The organism is Pseudomonas sp. RG1, from assembly GCF_025910115.1.
Taxonomy (GTDB): domain Bacteria; phylum Pseudomonadota; class Gammaproteobacteria; order Pseudomonadales; family Pseudomonadaceae; genus Aquipseudomonas; species Aquipseudomonas atacamensis.
Map to the genome: position 1 here is coordinate 61,591 of NZ_JAPCIK010000001.1, position 14,876 is coordinate 76,466.

15 protein-coding genes are annotated in these 14,876 nt (G+C 60.7%); 6 read left to right on the forward strand and 9 right to left on the reverse strand.

Annotation, left to right across the window (positions count from 1 at the left end):
• Positions 1-60 precede the first annotated feature (60 nt).
• Both OK411_RS00300 and dadA read right to left on the reverse strand, forming a co-directional pair.
• On the reverse strand, positions 61-414 hold the full coding sequence (locus OK411_RS00300; RefSeq protein WP_016772564.1) for a RidA family protein: 354 nt from the start codon (positions 412-414) through the stop codon (positions 61-63).
• Complete coding sequence (gene dadA, locus OK411_RS00305; protein WP_122506211.1) at positions 386-1,690, reverse strand: D-amino acid dehydrogenase; 1,305 nt, start codon at positions 1,688-1,690, stop codon at positions 386-388. Before dadA ends, OK411_RS00300 begins: the two co-directional genes overlap by 29 nt.
• 153 nt (positions 1,691-1,843) lie before the next feature.
• Here dadA and OK411_RS00310 point away from each other — a divergent pair, with 153 nt between their 5' ends.
• Entirely contained in the window at positions 1,844-2,332 is a 489-nt protein-coding gene (locus tag OK411_RS00310; protein WP_010465173.1) for an Lrp/AsnC ligand binding domain-containing protein, read from the forward strand.
• Between the two features lie 120 nt (positions 2,333-2,452).
• On the opposite strand, the gene OK411_RS00315 is transcribed toward OK411_RS00310, so the two are convergent.
• Complete coding sequence (locus OK411_RS00315) at positions 2,453-2,806, reverse strand: YkgJ family cysteine cluster protein (RefSeq protein WP_123441968.1); 354 nt, start codon at positions 2,804-2,806, stop codon at positions 2,453-2,455.
• Positions 2,807-2,952: 146 nt separating this feature from the next.
• On the opposite strand from OK411_RS00315, the gene OK411_RS00320 reads away from it, so the two are divergent.
• Entirely contained in the window at positions 2,953-4,263 is a 1,311-nt protein-coding gene (locus OK411_RS00320) for an NAD(P)/FAD-dependent oxidoreductase (RefSeq protein WP_264364244.1), read from the forward strand.
• A 120-nt stretch (positions 4,264-4,383) separates the two neighbouring features.
• Here OK411_RS00320 and OK411_RS00325 read toward each other — a convergent pair whose 3' ends face one another.
• A complete protein-coding gene (locus OK411_RS00325) occupies positions 4,384-4,626 on the reverse strand; it encodes a DUF1127 domain-containing protein (RefSeq protein ID WP_122692327.1) in 243 nt (80 codons plus the stop codon).
• A 175-nt stretch (positions 4,627-4,801) separates the two neighbouring features.
• Between OK411_RS00325 and OK411_RS00330 the strand changes: the two genes are divergently transcribed.
• Both OK411_RS00330 and OK411_RS00335 read left to right on the forward strand, forming a co-directional pair.
• Positions 4,802-6,223 carry a PLP-dependent aminotransferase family protein gene (locus OK411_RS00330; protein WP_041476641.1) on the forward strand — a complete coding sequence of 474 codons (1,422 nt, stop codon included), beginning with the start codon at positions 4,802-4,804 and terminating at the stop codon, positions 6,221-6,223.
• A gap of 61 nt (positions 6,224-6,284) precedes the next feature.
• Entirely contained in the window at positions 6,285-7,853 is a 1,569-nt protein-coding gene (locus OK411_RS00335; protein ID WP_024014795.1) for a phospholipase D family protein, read from the forward strand.
• A gap of 87 nt (positions 7,854-7,940) precedes the next feature.
• Here the strand turns inward: OK411_RS00335 and OK411_RS00340 are convergent, their stop codons facing one another.
• Positions 7,941-9,083 carry an MFS transporter gene (locus tag OK411_RS00340; RefSeq protein WP_136493181.1) on the reverse strand — a complete coding sequence of 381 codons (1,143 nt, stop codon included), beginning with the start codon at positions 9,081-9,083 and terminating at the stop codon, positions 7,941-7,943.
• A 260-nt stretch (positions 9,084-9,343) separates the two neighbouring features.
• Positions 9,344-10,837 carry an aldehyde dehydrogenase gene (locus OK411_RS00345; protein ID WP_016772556.1) on the reverse strand — a complete coding sequence of 498 codons (1,494 nt, stop codon included), beginning with the start codon at positions 10,835-10,837 and terminating at the stop codon, positions 9,344-9,346.
• A gap of 236 nt (positions 10,838-11,073) precedes the next feature.
• Between OK411_RS00345 and OK411_RS00350 the strand changes: the two genes are divergently transcribed.
• Positions 11,074-11,436 carry a cupin domain-containing protein gene (locus OK411_RS00350; protein ID WP_071172114.1) on the forward strand — a complete coding sequence of 121 codons (363 nt, stop codon included), beginning with the start codon at positions 11,074-11,076 and terminating at the stop codon, positions 11,434-11,436.
• A 161-nt stretch (positions 11,437-11,597) separates the two neighbouring features.
• On the opposite strand, the gene rpmG is transcribed toward OK411_RS00350, so the two are convergent.
• The gene (rpmG, locus tag OK411_RS00355; RefSeq protein WP_016772554.1) at positions 11,598-11,753 is read right to left on the reverse strand and encodes a 50S ribosomal protein L33; all 156 of its coding nucleotides are present in this window, start codon (positions 11,751-11,753) and stop codon (positions 11,598-11,600) included.
• Positions 11,754-11,764: 11 nt separating this feature from the next.
• Positions 11,765-11,998 (reverse strand): 50S ribosomal protein L28, encoded by a 234-nt coding sequence (gene rpmB / locus OK411_RS00360; RefSeq protein WP_007920377.1) that lies wholly within the window; start codon positions 11,996-11,998, stop codon positions 11,765-11,767.
• Positions 11,999-12,444: 446 nt separating this feature from the next.
• Here rpmB and OK411_RS00365 point away from each other — a divergent pair, with 446 nt between their 5' ends.
• The gene (locus tag OK411_RS00365; RefSeq protein WP_130901949.1) at positions 12,445-14,031 is read left to right on the forward strand and encodes an ABC transporter substrate-binding protein; all 1,587 of its coding nucleotides are present in this window, start codon (positions 12,445-12,447) and stop codon (positions 14,029-14,031) included.
• A gap of 148 nt (positions 14,032-14,179) precedes the next feature.
• Here OK411_RS00365 and radC read toward each other — a convergent pair whose 3' ends face one another.
• Positions 14,180-14,854, reverse strand: a complete 675-nt coding sequence (gene radC, locus OK411_RS00370; RefSeq protein ID WP_041476636.1) for a RadC family protein — start codon at positions 14,852-14,854, stop codon at positions 14,180-14,182.
• Positions 14,855-14,876 lie beyond the last annotated feature (22 nt).

A 14,876-nucleotide genomic window follows, 5' to 3' on the forward strand; every position in this document is an offset into this window, starting at 1 on the left:
AACCGGCGCTGACTGACGACGTGAACCGCCAACAGCACCGGGAGAGGGATCTTGGGAACGTTATGGCAGCGCGGCGACGATGGAGATCTCCACCAGAATGCTCGGCTTGGCCATCTTCGCTTCGACGGTGGCGCGGGCCGGCGCAGCGCCTTTGGGCAGCCACTGGTCCCACACCGCGTTCATCCCGGCGAAGTGCGCTTCGATGTCGTTCAAATAGATCGTTGCCGACAACAGATGCTGTTTGTCCGTCCCGGCCAGATCGAGCAGACGTTCGATATTGGCGAGCACGTCGCGGGTCTGCTGTTCAATTCCGGCGTCGAAGTCGTCGCCGACCTGCCCGGCCAGATACACGGTGCCGTTGTGGCTGACGATCTGACTCATGCGCTCATTGGTGAGCTGGCGCTGGATTGACATGTTTTGCGGACTCCTGGGTCTGGTTGCCGTAACGGGAAATATCGAGGCCTTCAGCGCTGATCTGCGGCTTTTTCTTCGCCATCAGGTCGGCGAGCAAACGGCCGGAACCACAGGCCATGGTCCAGCCGAGCGTACCGTGACCGGTGTTGAGGAACAGATTCTTGAACGGCGTGGCGCCAACGATCGGCGTACCGTCCGGCGTGGTCGGGCGCAGGCCGGTCCAGAAACTCGCTTCGGCCAGATTGCCGCCCTGAGGATAAAGGTCGTTGACGATCATCTCCAGGGTTTCGCGCCGACGCGGGTTCAGCGACAGATCAAAACCGGCGATCTCGGCCATGCCGCCGACGCGGATGCGGTTGTCGAAACGGGTGATCGCGACCTTGTAGGTCTCGTCGAGAATGGTCGACGTCGGCGCCATGTCCGGGTTGGTGATCGGCACGGTCAGCGAGTAGCCCTTGAGCGGATACACCGGGGCCTTGATGCCCAACGGCTTGAGCAGCTGCGGCGAGTAACTGCCGAGCGCCAGCACGTAGCGGTCAGCGGTTTCCAGCTTGCCGTCAATCCACACGCCGTTGATTCGATCACCGGCGTAGTCGAGTTTCTGGATGTCCTGGCCGAAACGGAATTCCACGCCGAGCTTGCGCGCCATTTCAGCGAGACGGGTGGTGAACATCTGGCAGTCGCCGGTCTGGTCATTGGGCAGACGCAGGGCGCCAGCGAGAATGTCAGTCACGCCTGCCAGCGCCGGTTCGACGCGGGCGATGCCGGCGCGGTCGAGGACTTCAAACGGCACACCGGACTCTTTCAGCACGGCGATGTCCTTGGCGGCGTTATCCAGTTGCGCCTGAGTACGGAACAACTGCGTGGTGCCGAGGCTGCGGCCTTCGTAGGCGATTCCGGTTTCGGCGCGCAATTCATCGAGGCAGTCACGGCTGTACTCGGACAGACGCACCATGCGCTCCTTGTTCACCGCGTAACGGCTGGCGGTGCAGTTGCGCAGCATTTGCGCCATCCACAGGTATTGGTCGATATCGGCGGTGGCCTTGATCGCCAATGGCGCATGGCGTTGCAGCAACCACTTGATGGCCTTGAGCGGCACGCCCGGCGCGGCCCACGGCGAAGCGTAACCCGGCGAGACCTGGCCGGCGTTGGCGAAACTGGTCTCCATGGCCGCAGCAGGCTGCCGGTCGACCACCACCACTTCAAACCCGGCACGGGCCAGATAGTAAGCACTGGCGGTACCGATGACGCCGCTACCCAAGACCATGACGCGCATTTTCAATCCCTCATCGCGGCTTTTCGCCGAACTGTTTGTTAGAGCAATGATGGGCGCAGTGTAAAAAAGAAATGCCAGTGCTTTTCACTATATAAGCGCCTATATTTGGCGACAATTCTCGGCAAAAACCCTTTTCACGGAGGCGCATCCCCTATGCGTACCAACACTCAGACCAAACGTGAGCTGGACAAGATCGACCGCAATATCCTGCGCATCCTCCAGGCGGACGGGCGGATTTCCTTCACCGAACTGGGGGAAAAGGTCGGCCTCTCGACCACGCCGTGCACCGAGCGCGTGCGGCGTCTGGAGCGCGAGGGGATCATCATGGGCTACAACGCCCGGCTCAATCCGCAGCATTTGAAGGGTAGCCTGCTGGTGTTCGTCGAGATCAGCCTCGACTACAAATCCGGCGACACATTCGAAGAATTCAGACGCGCGGTGCTGAAGCTGCCGCATGTGCTGGAGTGCCATTTGGTGTCAGGGGATTTCGACTATCTGGTGAAGGCGCGGATTTCCGAGATGGCCTCGTATCGCAAACTGCTCGGCGACATTCTCTTGAAGCTGCCGCATGTGCGTGAATCGAAGAGCTATATCGTCATGGAAGAGGTGAAAGAGAGCCTGTGCCTGCCAATTCCGGACTGATCACCGCAATGATCGTTCCCACGCTCTGCGTGGGAATGCAGCCCGGGACGCTCTGCGTCCCAAAGGCCGAACGCGGAGCGTCCGAAGAGGCATTCCCACGCAGAGCGTGGGAACGATCGCTTACACCAACACCTGCCGATTCGCCGCCATGTACTCGAATATCTGCTTTTCCACCCGCGGATGAATCAGCTCCACCGGCCGCCGCTCGTTCGGGCATGGCAGCGTCTTGGTCGTACCAAACAATCGACAGATCAGCGGTCGCTCTTCATACACCGTGCAGCCATTCGGCCCCAGGTGCACACAATTGAGTTCTTCCAGCGCGGCATCCTGCTCGGCGCGGGTCTTGCGCGGCAGCCGGGCCATTTCCTCGGGCGACGTGGTCACCGGCCCGCAGCAGTCGTGGCAGCCCGGCACGCAGTCGAACGTGGGGATCTGCTGACGCAGGTTGCGGATTTTCTGGCTGTTGCAGCTCATCGAAACGGTGACCAAAGTGGCGGGCTGATGATTGTGCCGCAAAAGCCCGGATCCAGACACCGCAGGCCGACCGATGTTGCCCACGTTCGGGCGTGCGGCTTATGCTCCGTCAAATTTTCTCGACACTCAGCCGTTGGATGATGCCCATGACCGCCCGCGCCCAGACCACCGCGAGCCAACCCCACATTGCCTCTTATTACGCCGCCAGCAGCCTGCCGCAGCCTGACCATCCCGTGCTGCAAGGCGAGGTGGTGGCGGATGTCTGCGTGGTCGGCGGTGGCTTTTCCGGGCTGAACACGGCGCTGGAACTCGCCGAACGCGGTTTCAGCGTGGTGTTGCTGGAAGCGCACCGGATCGGCTGGGGCGCCAGCGGTCGCAACGGCGGGCAGTTGATTCGCGGCGTCGGTCACGGCCTTGATCAGTTCGCCAATGTCATCGGTGCCGAGGGCGTGCGCGAGATGAAACTCATGGGCCTGGAAGCGGTGGAGATTGTCCGCCGGCGCGTCGAGCGTTTCGGCATTGCCTGCGACCTGACCTGGGGCTACTGCGACCTCGCCAACAAGCCTTCCGATCTCGACGGTTTTGCCGAAGATGCCGAAGAGTTGCGCGGCCTCGGTTACCGCTACGAAACCCGTCTGTTGCAGGCCAGTGAAATGCACACCGTGGTCGGTTCCAAGCGCTATGTCGGCGGCTTGATCGACATGGGCTCCGGACATCTGCATCCGCTGAATCTGGCACTGGGCGAAGCGGCAGCGGCGCAGCAACTGGGCGTGCAGCTGTTCGAGCGTTCGGCAGTGACGCGCATCGATTACGGCCCCGAAGTGAAGGTGCACACCGCCCAAGGCTCGGTGCGGGCCAAAACTCTGGTGCTGGGCTGCAATGCCTATCTCAATGACCTCAACCCGCAACTGAGCGGCAAGGTCCTGCCCGCCGGCAGCTACATCATCGCCACCGAACCGCTGAGCGCAGAGCAGGCGCACAACCTGCTGCCGCAGAACATGGCGGTCTGCGACCAGCGGGTGGCGCTGGATTACTACCGGCTCTCGGCGGATCGACGTTTGTTGTTTGGTGGCGCCTGCCATTATTCAGGGCGCGATCCGAAAGACATCGGCGCCTATATGCAACCGAAGATGCTTGAAGTGTTCCCGCAACTGGCCGGGGTGAAAATCGATTATCAGTGGGGCGGGATGATCGGCATCGGTGCCAACCGCTTGCCGCAGATTGGCCGGCTCGCCGACCAGCCGAACGTGTATTACGCCCAGGCCTATTCCGGGCATGGGGTGAATGCCACGCACCTGGCCGGCAAGCTGCTGGCCGAAGCAATCAGCGGGCAGCACGGCGGCGGCTTTGATCTGTTCGCCAAGGTGCCGCACATCACCTTCCCCGGCGGCAAGCATTTGCGCTCGCCGTTGTTGGCGTTGGGGATGTTGTGGCATCGGCTGAAAGAGTTGGTCTGACGAATCAGGATCGTTCCCACGCTCCGCGTGGGAATGCATCCAGTGACGCTCTGCGTCACAGCGGACGCAGAGCGTCCGGGGCGGCGTTCCCACGCAGAGCGTGGGAACGCTCTGTGGTATTCATATCCGCCAAAACGGCTTCAATCCCTCCTCCCTTGCCTGCTCCCGCGTCAACCCGACATCCCTGAGTTGCTCCGGTGTCAGGCCTAGCAACGCCTTGCGCGTGTGCAGACGATGCCAGAACAGACCCCAGCGACTGAGGCCGGACGGTGCGTTACGCAGCAGATTGCGCGCGCTGTCCTTCTGCCCTGCCGCCAGTTCCTGACTGTGTAACGTCAGCCGCACATCGCTCAAGCCGTTCATTTTCGTTGCTCCTGTTTACTTGGGTAGCCAGAGATTCCATGATGCGCGGGCGAGCAAAACCATTACAGACTCAAAGAACCTGTATTAACTCCATACAGATTTGCCGATTCACCGACTGAATGACTGATTTTTGCCGCATCTGTACTGGTTTCCACCAAGACGCACCGAGGCTGCCATGACTCTGTATGTAAACCTCGCCGAATTGCTCGGCACCCGCATCGAACAAGGTTTCTATCGCCCCGGCGATCGCTTGCCGTCGGTGCGCGCCTTGAGTGTCGAGCACGGTGTCAGTCTGAGCACGGTGCAGCAGGCCTATCGCGTGCTTGAAGACAGCGGTCTGGCCACGCCGAAACCCAAGTCTGGCTATTTTGTCCCAGTCGGCCGCGAGTTGCCGGAGCTGCCTGCAGTAGGCCGCCCCGCGCAACGGCCAGTAGAGATTTCGCAATGGGATCAGGTGCTGGAACTCATTCGCGCGGTGCCACGCAAGGATGTCGTGCAATTGGGCCGTGGCATGCCCGATGTCGGCTCGCCGACCATGAAGCCGCTGCTGCGCGGACTGGCGCGAATCAGCCGGCGGCAGGACATGCCCGGTCTGTATTACGACAACATCCACGGCAACCTTGAACTGCGCGAACAGATCGCACGGCTGATGCTCGATTCCGGCTGCCAGTTGAGCGCCAGCGATCTGGTGATCACCACTGGCTGCCACGAAGCGCTGTCCACCAGCATCCACGCGATCTGCGAGCCGGGCGACATCGTCGCGGTGGATTCGCCGAGTTTCCACGGCGCCATGCAGACCCTCAAAGGCCTGGGCATGAAAGCCCTGGAGATTCCCACCGACCCGCTCACCGGGATCAGCCTCGACGCCCTTGAACTGGCGCTGGAACAGTGGCCGATCAAGGCCATTCAGCTCACCCCCAACTGCAACAACCCGCTCGGCTACGTGATGCCCGAGTCGCGCAAACGCGCGCTGTTGACGCTCGCCCAGCGTTTCGACGTGGCGATCATTGAAGACGATGTGTATGGCGAACTGGCCTATACCTACCCGCGCCCGCGCACGATCAAATCCTTCGATGAAGACGGCCGCGTGTTGCTGTGCAGCTCGTTCTCCAAGACCTTGGCGCCGGGGCTGCGCATCGGCTGGGTGGCGCCGGGCCGATATCTGGAGCGAGTGCTGCACATGAAATACATCAGCACCGGCTCCACCGCACCACAACCGCAGATCGCCATCGCCGAATTCATCAAGGCCGGCCATTTCGAGCCGCACTTGCGGCGTATGCGCATGCAGTACCAACGCAATCGTGACGCGATGATCGACTGGGTGACGCGCTACTTTCCCGCCGGCACCCGCGCGAGTCGCCCGCAGGGCAGCTTCATGCTCTGGGTGGAGCTGCCGGAAGGTTTCGACACGCTGAAACTGAATCGCGCGCTGCACGATCAGGGCGTACAGATTGCCGTTGGCAGCATCTTTTCCGCCTCGGGCAAGTACCGCAATTGTTTACGGATGAACTACGCTGCCAAACCAACAGCGCAGATCGAAGAAGCGGTGCGCAAGGTCGGCGCTGCGGCAATCAAACTACTCGCTGAGACCGACTGACCTTTTTTGCGCGCCCGGCGTCCAAATTGCCGACCTCAGCCGCCAACCGGAACGATCCTACGTGAGCTTCAGACAGCCCTTACTCGCTTCACTGATACTCGCCTCGTTCCTCAGCGGCTGCGCCAGCCTCGATGTGCCGCGCGAACCAAGCCAGGCCCTGCCGGCGTCGGACTCCAGCTTCGGCCGTTCGATTCAGGCTCAGGCCGCGCCCTACAAAGGGCAATCGGGGTTTCGTCTGCTCTCGGACAGCGGTGAGGCCTTTACCGCCCGGGCCGAGCTGATTCGCCATGCCCAGGTCAGCCTCGATTTGCAATACTACATCGTCCACGACGGCATCAGCACGCGGATGTTGGTGGAGGAAGTGCTCAAGGCTGCCGACCGTGGCGTGCGCGTGCGCATCCTGCTCGACGACACCACCAGCGACGGCCTCGACCAGATCATCGCCACCCTGGCGGCACATCCGCAGATCCAGATTCGTTTGTTCAATCCGTTGCACCTGGGGCGCAGCACCGGCGTAACGCGCGCGGCCGGGCGACTGTTCAATCTGTCCGTGCAGCATCGGCGCATGCACAACAAGTTGTGGCTGGCGGACAACAGCGCGGCCATCGTCGGCGGGCGCAATCTGGGCGATGAATATTTCGACGCCGAACCCAACCTGAATTTCACCGACATCGACATGCTCAGCATCGGCCCGGTGGCCGAACAGCTCGGACACAGTTTCGACCAGTACTGGAACAGCGCGCTGAGCAAGCCGATCGACGAATTCCTCTCCAGCCAGCCGACCGCCGCCGACCTGGAAAACACGCGCACGCGCCTGGAAGAATCACTGGAAGAAACCCGCAAGCAGAACCACGCGCTCTATCAACAGTTGATGAAGTTCACAACCGACCCGCGCATGGACATCTGGCGTAAAGAGTTGATCTGGGCCTGGAACCAGGCCTTGTGGGACGCGCCGAGCAAGGTCCTGTCCAAGGGCGAACCGGATCCGCATCTGCTGCTGACCACGCAGCTGGCGCCGGAACTGACCGGCGTCAGCAAAGAGCTGATCATGATTTCCGCCTACTTCGTGCCCGGCCAGCCGGGGCTGGTCTACCTGACCGGGCGCGCCGATGCCGGGGTCTCCGTGAGCCTGCTGACCAATTCACTGGAGGCCACTGACGTGCCGGCGGTGCATGGCGGTTACGCGCCTTATCGCAAGGCGTTGCTTGAACACGGGGTGAAACTCTATGAACTGCGCCGCCAGCCTGGGGATAACTATGGCAGCGGGCCGCGGGTGTTCTACAGCAAGTCGTTTCGCGGTTCGGATTCGAGTTTGCACAGCAAGGCGATGATCTTCGACCGGCGCAAATCGTTTATCGGTTCGTTCAACTTCGACCCGCGCTCGGTGCTGTGGAACACCGAAGTCGGCGTGCTCGTCGACAGCCCGGAACTGGCCGAGCATGTGCGCGCACTGGCATTGCAAGGCATGGCGCCGACCTTGAGTTATCAGGCGAAACTCGAGGACGGCAAGGTCGTCTGGGTCACCGAGGACAACGGCCAGATGCACACTCTGACCAAGGAGCCGGGGAGCTGGTGGCGGCGCTTCAACTCGTGGTTCAGCACCAGCGTCGGCCTAGAGCGGATGCTGTAAAAAGCAAAGATCGCAGCCTTCGGCAGCTCCTACATTCGGAAATGCGTTTGCCCTGTAGGAGCTGCCGAAGGCTGCGATCTTTTGATCTCAAGCAGTCTGGACCTTGCCGAAGGCGCCTTGGCGCAACAACAAAAGCACCAGACCAAACGCCCCAGCCGCCATCAACAGTGGCAACGCATGCCCATTGATCCACTGACTTCCCGCCCCTGCCGCCAGCGGCCCGACCAGACAACCGACACCCCACAATTGCGCGATATGCGCATTGGCGCGAACCAGCGCATCGTCTCGATAACGCTCGCCAATCAGAATCAGCGACAGGGTGAACAAGCCGCCGGCACTGGCGCCGAACAGCACCCACAACGGCCAGATCAGCAGCGTGTCGAGCAACATCGGAATGGCCAGACTCGACAGCATCAACACCACCGCGCATCCGGCGAACAGCGTGCGCCGCGACAGGTAATCGGCCAACGCGCCGATCGGCAATTGCAGCAGCGCATCGCCGACCACCACAGTGCTGACCATGGCCAGCGCGATTTCGGCGGTGAACCCTTGTTGCAGGCAGTACACCGGCAGCAGTGTCAGGATCATCGCCTCGAACGCGGCGAACAACGACACCGCCCAGGCAATCGCCGGCAACTCGCGGGCGAAGCCCCATAGATCGCCAAACGTGACGCTGTTGGCCTCACTGCTTGGCGCCCCGCTGCGCCCCAGCAGCAGAAGGGGCGAGAGCGTCAGCAGACCGACCCCGACCCAGAAACCGTAATCATGCTCGGTACCGAGCGCCCCCAGCAGCAACGGACCGGACAGTTGGCTCAGCGCATAGCTGCTGCCATACAGCGCTACCAGACGCCCGCGCCACTGCTCGACCACCAATTGATTGATCCAGCTCTCGCCGAGAATGAACACGATGGTCAGGATCACCCCGATCAGCAACCGCAGCAGCAACCAGATCGGGTAACTCGGCAACAGCGCCAGCAGGCCGATCGACAATGCCCCGGCCCACAGGCACAGACGCATCAGGTTCGCCGTGCCGAAATACGCGGCGAGGTGGCTGGAAATCTTCGCCCCCAGCAGCACGCCGATTGCCGGCATGGCTGCCATCACACCGATGGCGAACGAGCCGTAGCCCCAGCCCTCCAGGCGCAACGACACCAGCGGCATGCTGACCCCCAGGGCCAGGCCGACACTCAAGACAGACGCCAACACGGCGAAATACGTCGCCCACCGCATGTTCCACGCTCCTGTGGATATTTTTATATGCACCACAAAATCACTGTGGGAGCGAGCCCCTGTGGCGAGGGGATTTATCCCCGTTGGGTCGCGCAGCGGCCCCAAAACCTGCATCCACGATGTACCAGGTACACCGCGTGCAATGGTTTAGCGACTGCTTCGCAGCCGAACGGGGATAAATCCCCTCTCCACAGAGGCTCGCTCCCACAGGGGATCTCTGTAGGTTCGAGAGCCTGATTAACTCAGGCTCTCTTAATGAATCACAGCTTGATCCACGTGGCCTTCAGCTCGGTGTACTTGTCGAAGGCATGCAGCGATTTGTCGCGACCGTTGCCCGACTGTTTGAAGCCACCGAACGGCGCGGTCATGTCGCCGCCATCGTACTGGTTGACCCACACGCTACCGGCGCGCAAGGCTTTGGCGGTCAGGTGCGCCTTGGAGATGTCCTGGGTCCACACCGCTGCGGCCAGACCGTATGGCGTGTCGTTGGCGATCTGGATGGCTTCTTCGGCGCTGTCGAAAGCGATCACCGACAACACCGGGCCGAAAATCTCTTCCTGGGCAATCTTCATCGCGTTGCTCACACCATCGAAAATGGTTGGCTCGACGTAAGTGCCACCGGTCTCCTGGAGGATGCGCTTGCCGCCGGCGACCAGTTTAGCGCCATCGCTATGGCCGGATTCGATGTACGACAGCACGGTGTTCATCTGCTGGGTATCGACCAGCGCACCGACGTTGGTCGCCGGGTCCAGCGGATTGCCCGGCTTCCAGGCTTTCAGCGCCTCGATCACCATTGGCAGGAATTTGTCCTTGATCGAACGCTCGACCAGCAGGCGCGAACCGGCGGTGCACACTTCGCCCTGGTTGAAGGCGATGGCGCTGGCGGCGGATTCAGCGGCGGCCTGCAGATCCGGCGCATCGGCGAAGACGATGTTCGGGCTCTTGCCGCCGGCTTCCAGCCAGACGCGCTTCATGTTCGATTCGCCGGCATAGACCATGAGTTGCTTGGCAATCTTGGTCGAACCGGTGAACACCAGCGTGTCGACGTCATTGTGCAGACCCAGCGCCTTGCCGACGGTGTGGCCATAGCCCGGCAGCACGTTGAGCACGCCTTTCGGAATCCCGGCTTCAATGGCCAGCGCAGCGATGCGGATGGCAGTCAGCGGCGACTTTTCCGACGGCTTGAGGATCACCGAGTTACCGGTCGACAGCGCCGGGCCGAGCTTCCAGCAAGCCATCATCAGCGGGAAGTTCCACGGCACGATAGCGCCAACCACGCCCACCGGCTCACGGGTCACCAGACCTAGTTGGTCATGCGGGGTGGCGGCAACTTCGTCGTAGATCTTGTCGATCGCTTCGCCGCTCCAGCTCAACGCCTGCGCTGCGCCCGGTACGTCGATGTACAGCGAATCGCTGATCGGCTTGCCCATGTCGAGGGTTTCCAGCAGCGCCAGTTCTTCGGCATGCTGTTTCAGCAGGCTGGCGAAGCGGATCATGGTGGCTTTGCGCTTGGTCGGCGCCAGGCGCGACCAGACGCCGGAATTGAAAGTAGCGCGGGCGTTTTCTACAGCACGGTCGGCGTCGGCGGCGTCACAGCTGGCGATCTTGCCGAGCAGGCGGCCATCGACCGGGCTGATGCATTCGAAGGTTTCGCCGGAGACGGCGTCAGTGTATTCGCCATTCAGGAAGGCGCGGCCTTCGATTTTCAGATCGCGGGCGCGTTGTTCCCAGTCGGCACGAGTCAGGGTGGTCATTCGGGTGTCCTCCTCTTATTGAATACGAGCGCCGCAAGCGCTGCGGCGCTGTTCAAGAATTCTGCCCGGCCAGCCTGCACTTTCGGCCCGAGGCACCCGCCACCCTAAACCAGCGACCGGGTTTGTTTCAATATATTTGACATAAGCTGGCCATACGGCCTTGCGGTGTTCATTTTAATAAACATAGACTTTGGCCCATTCCAGCCAATGCGCCGTCACTAGCGGAGAAAACAACAATGAACATCCAGAACGTCGTCGACATCAGCCTCGCCAGCAGCGAAGCCGAGCGCTATCGGCCGGACCCGGCGAAAGTGCTAAAGGGCGATCCTGAGCAGGCGGTGTTTCATCAATACGAAAGCCCTTGTGGGCAAATGGGCGTGGGTGTGTGGGAAGGCGCGGTGGGTCAGTGGACGGTTAATTACACCGAACATGAGTACTGCGAGATTCTGCAGGGGGTTTCGGTATTGCGTGACAGCGATGGCAATGCCAAGACCTTGCGCGTTGGCGATCGCTTCGTGATCCCGGCGGGGTTTCGCGGCACCTGGGAAGTGCTGGAGGCTTGCCGCAAGGTTTATGTGATCTTTGAACAGAAGGCTTGAGTCTTTGCGCTGATTTCACCGCCCTCTTCGCGAGCAGGCTCGCTCCCACATTCGAACGTATTCCATTGTGGGAGTGCAGGACAGGCAACACCAAATGCAAGGCAAACAAAAAAGGCCCGCATCTCACGATACGGGCCTTTTTCGCAGTCAGGAAAAATCAATTACTTGATTTTGCCTTCCTTGTACATCACGTGCTTGCGAACAACCGGATCATATTTCTTGATCTCGATTTTGTCCGGGGTAGTACGCTTGTTCTTGTCGGTAGTGTAGAAGTGACCAGTACCGGCGCTCGAGATCAAACGAATCAATTCACGCATGATTAGCTCCCTTAAATCTTGCCATCGCGGCGAAGTTCGGCGAGCACGACAGTGATGCCACGCTTGTCGATGATACGCATGCCTTTGGCAGATACGCGCAGACGCACAAAACGTTTCTCTTCTTCAACCCAGAAGCGGTGATGCTGCAGGTTCGGCAGGAAACGACGACGGGTTTTGTTGTTTGCGTGGGAAATGTTATTCCCAGTCACCGGACCCTTACCGGTAACTTGACATACTCTCGACATGCCTCAGCCCTCTAAAACCACATGCCCAACCCGGCATGGGTTGGCCGCTTAATCTCTCAGTCATTTGGCGCCAGGCGCCGCGTTTCTTTAGAGGTCTTACCGGCTACACCTACAGTGAAGGAACCGGGCCCCTAGAAAAGAGCGCTGCTTTATACCAGAAAGACCGGGGTGCAACAACAATCGGTGTGCAATCAATCGGCAAAAGGGCGATTTTTTCCGCCGCAGACGCCTTGGACAAAGGCTGCGGCCAGTTTTGACCACTCGTCGCAGAAATCCCGCCCTGCAGCCGATTCAGACTTTTCATCTGGCTCCCCACGCTCGAAACCGCTCAAGAGTGCGCCTGAAAATGCAAAAAGGGGATAGTCATTTGCAATTCAGAGCTCTAGGGTAGGACTTTTCCAGACTGCACTTGCAGATGGGCCTTCGATCTGTAAAGGAAACCGACCATGCGCCTCGCTGCCCTACCCCTGTTACTCGCTCCGCTGTTGCTGAGCCCCCTCGCCCAGGCCGCTGCGTTGAGCGTGTGTACCGAGGCCAGTCCCGAAGGGTTCGACGTGGTGCAGTACAACTCGCTGACCACCACCAATGCTTCGGCTGACGTACTGATGAACCGCTTGGTGGATTTCGACACCGCCAGTGGCAAGGTCATCCCGAGCCTGGCCGACAGCTGGGAAGTCAGCACCGACGGCCTGACCTACGTGTTCAAGCTGCACCCGCAGGTGAAATTTCATACAACCGATTATTTCAAGCCGAGCCGCGAACTAAGTGCTGAAGACGTCAAATTCAGCTTCGACCGCATGCTCGACCCGGCCAACCCCTGGCACAAAGTCGCCCAGAGCGGCTTCCCCCATGCGCAGTCGATGCAACTGCCGACCCTGATCAAGAAGATCGACGCCCTCGACCCGCTGACCGTGCGCTTTACCCTCGACCATCCGGATTCGACCTTCCTCGCGACCCTGAGCATGGGCTTCGCCTCGATCTATTCCGCCGAATATGCCGACAAACTGATGAAGGCCGGCGCCACGGACAAACTCAACAGCCAGCCAATCGGCACCGGCCCGTTCGTGTTCAATCGCTTCCAGAAAGACGCGGCGATTCGCTACAAGGCCAATCCGGACTATTTCCGTGGCAAGCCTGCCGTCGACCCGTTGATTTTCGCCATCACACCGGACGCCAACGTTCGCCTGCAAAAGCTGCGGCGCAACGAATGCCAGATCGCCCTGTCGCCAAAACCACTGGACGTACAGGCTGCGCTGAAGGAGCCGACGCTGAAAGTCGAAAAGACTGACGCCTTCATGACCGCTTTCGTGGGCATCAACAGCCAGCATCCGCCACTGGACAAACCGGAAGTGCGCCAGGCGATCAACCTCGCTTTCGACAAGGCCAACTACATCAAAGCCGTGTTCGAAGACACCGCCGAAGCGGCCAACGGCCCGTACCCGCCGAACACCTGGAGCTATGCCAAGAACCTGCCGGGCTATCCACACGACGTGGCCAAAGCCAAGGCGCTGCTGGCCAAGGCCGGCTTGAAGGATGGCTTCCAGACCACAATCTGGACGCGTCCATCAGGCAGCCTGCTCAACCCGAACCCAAGTCTCGGCGCGCAGATGCTGCAGTCGGATCTGGCCGAGATCGGCATCCAGGCGGAGATCCGCGTGATCGAGTGGGGCGAACTGATTCGCCGCGCCAAGGCCGGCGAACACGACCTGCTGTTCATGGGCTGGGCCGGCGACAACGGCGACCCGGACAACTTCCTCACCCCGCAGTTTTCCTGCGCGGCGGTGAAATCCGGGACCAACTTCGCGCGGTACTGCAACGCCGATCTGGACAAGCTGATCAGCGCCGGCAAGACCACCAGCGAGCAAGGCGTGCGCACCAAGCTGTATGAACAGGCACAGGCACAGATCCAGCAGCAGGCGTTGTGGCTGCCACTGGCGCACCCGACGGCTTACGCTTTGACGCGCAAGGATGTTCAGGGTTATTCCGTCAGCCCGTTTGGCCGGCAGGATTATTCCAAGATCAGCCTCAAATAACCTGCCTGACATACAACCCGTGGATGGAAACAATCTGTGGGAGCGAGCCTGCTCGCGAAAGCGGTCTGTCAGCAAACAATGATGCTGACTGATACAACGCCTTCGCGAGCAGGCTCGCTCCCACAAGGTCCAGAATTGGCGCCGAGAACTACATCCAGCCACACTCCGCCATCGACAGCGGTTCGCCGTCTCCGACGATGAAGTGATCGAGCACTCGCACGTCAATCAGCTCCAGCGCTTTCTGCAGGCGCTTGGTCAGCAGCCGATCGGCCTGACTCGGATCGGTGTTGCCGGACGGATGGTTGTGACACAAGATCACCGCTGCGGCGTTATTGGCCAGCGCGCGCTTCACCACCTCCCGGGGGTGCACGCTGGTGTTGTCGATCGAGCCGCGAAACAGCGCCTCGAAATTCAGCACCTGATGTTTCGAATCGAGAAACAGGCAGCCGAACACCTCGTGCGGCTCATGCCGCAGCATCGCCTTGAGGTAATCGCGGACGACCTGAGGGTTCTCCAGCGCCGGTTTCTGCCGTGAGCGCTCGGCCAGATGGCGCTTGCTCATTTCCTGCGCGGCTTGCAGTTGGGCGAACTTGGCCGGGCCGAGGCCCAATTGTTTGCTGAATGCGTCCTGATCGGCCTCGAGCAGCAAACGCAGGCCACCGAATTGCGTCAGCAGATGTCTGGCAAGGTCGACTGCGCTTTTTCCGGGCAATCCGGTGCGCAGAAAAATCGCCAACAGCTCAGCGTCCGAAAGACTCCCTGCGCCGTGTTCCAACAGCCTTTCCCGCGGCCGTTCCGCCGCCGGCCAATCGCGAATACTCATAGCACCTCCTTGTCTGTGGGCG

Excerpts from the sequence above, each read along its gene's own strand:
- OK411_RS00300 (WP_016772564.1), bottom strand. The coding sequence starts at position 414 with ATGTCAATCCAGCGCCAGCTCACCAATGAGCGCATGAGTCAGATCGTC.
- dadA (WP_122506211.1), bottom strand. The coding sequence starts at position 1,690 with ATGCGCGTCATGGTCTTGGGTAGCGGCGTCATCGGTACCGCCAGTGCT.
- OK411_RS00310 (WP_010465173.1), top strand. The coding sequence starts at position 1,844 with ATGCGTACCAACACTCAGACCAAACGTGAGCTGGACAAGATCGACCGC.
- OK411_RS00315 (WP_123441968.1), bottom strand. The coding sequence starts at position 2,806 with ATGAGCTGCAACAGCCAGAAAATCCGCAACCTGCGTCAGCAGATCCCC.
- OK411_RS00320 (WP_264364244.1), top strand. The coding sequence starts at position 2,953 with ATGACCGCCCGCGCCCAGACCACCGCGAGCCAACCCCACATTGCCTCT.
- OK411_RS00325 (WP_122692327.1), bottom strand. The coding sequence starts at position 4,626 with ATGAACGGCTTGAGCGATGTGCGGCTGACGTTACACAGTCAGGAACTG.
- OK411_RS00330 (WP_041476641.1), top strand. The coding sequence starts at position 4,802 with ATGACTCTGTATGTAAACCTCGCCGAATTGCTCGGCACCCGCATCGAA.
- OK411_RS00340 (WP_136493181.1), bottom strand. The coding sequence starts at position 9,083 with ATGCGGTGGGCGACGTATTTCGCCGTGTTGGCGTCTGTCTTGAGTGTC.
- OK411_RS00345 (WP_016772556.1), bottom strand. The coding sequence starts at position 10,837 with ATGACCACCCTGACTCGTGCCGACTGGGAACAACGCGCCCGCGATCTG.
- OK411_RS00350 (WP_071172114.1), top strand. The coding sequence starts at position 11,074 with ATGAACATCCAGAACGTCGTCGACATCAGCCTCGCCAGCAGCGAAGCC.
- rpmG (WP_016772554.1), bottom strand. The coding sequence starts at position 11,753 with ATGCGTGAATTGATTCGTTTGATCTCGAGCGCCGGTACTGGTCACTTC.
- rpmB (WP_007920377.1), bottom strand. The coding sequence starts at position 11,998 with ATGTCGAGAGTATGTCAAGTTACCGGTAAGGGTCCGGTGACTGGGAAT.
- OK411_RS00365 (WP_130901949.1), top strand. The coding sequence starts at position 12,445 with ATGCGCCTCGCTGCCCTACCCCTGTTACTCGCTCCGCTGTTGCTGAGC.
- radC (WP_041476636.1), bottom strand. The coding sequence starts at position 14,854 with ATGAGTATTCGCGATTGGCCGGCGGCGGAACGGCCGCGGGAAAGGCTG.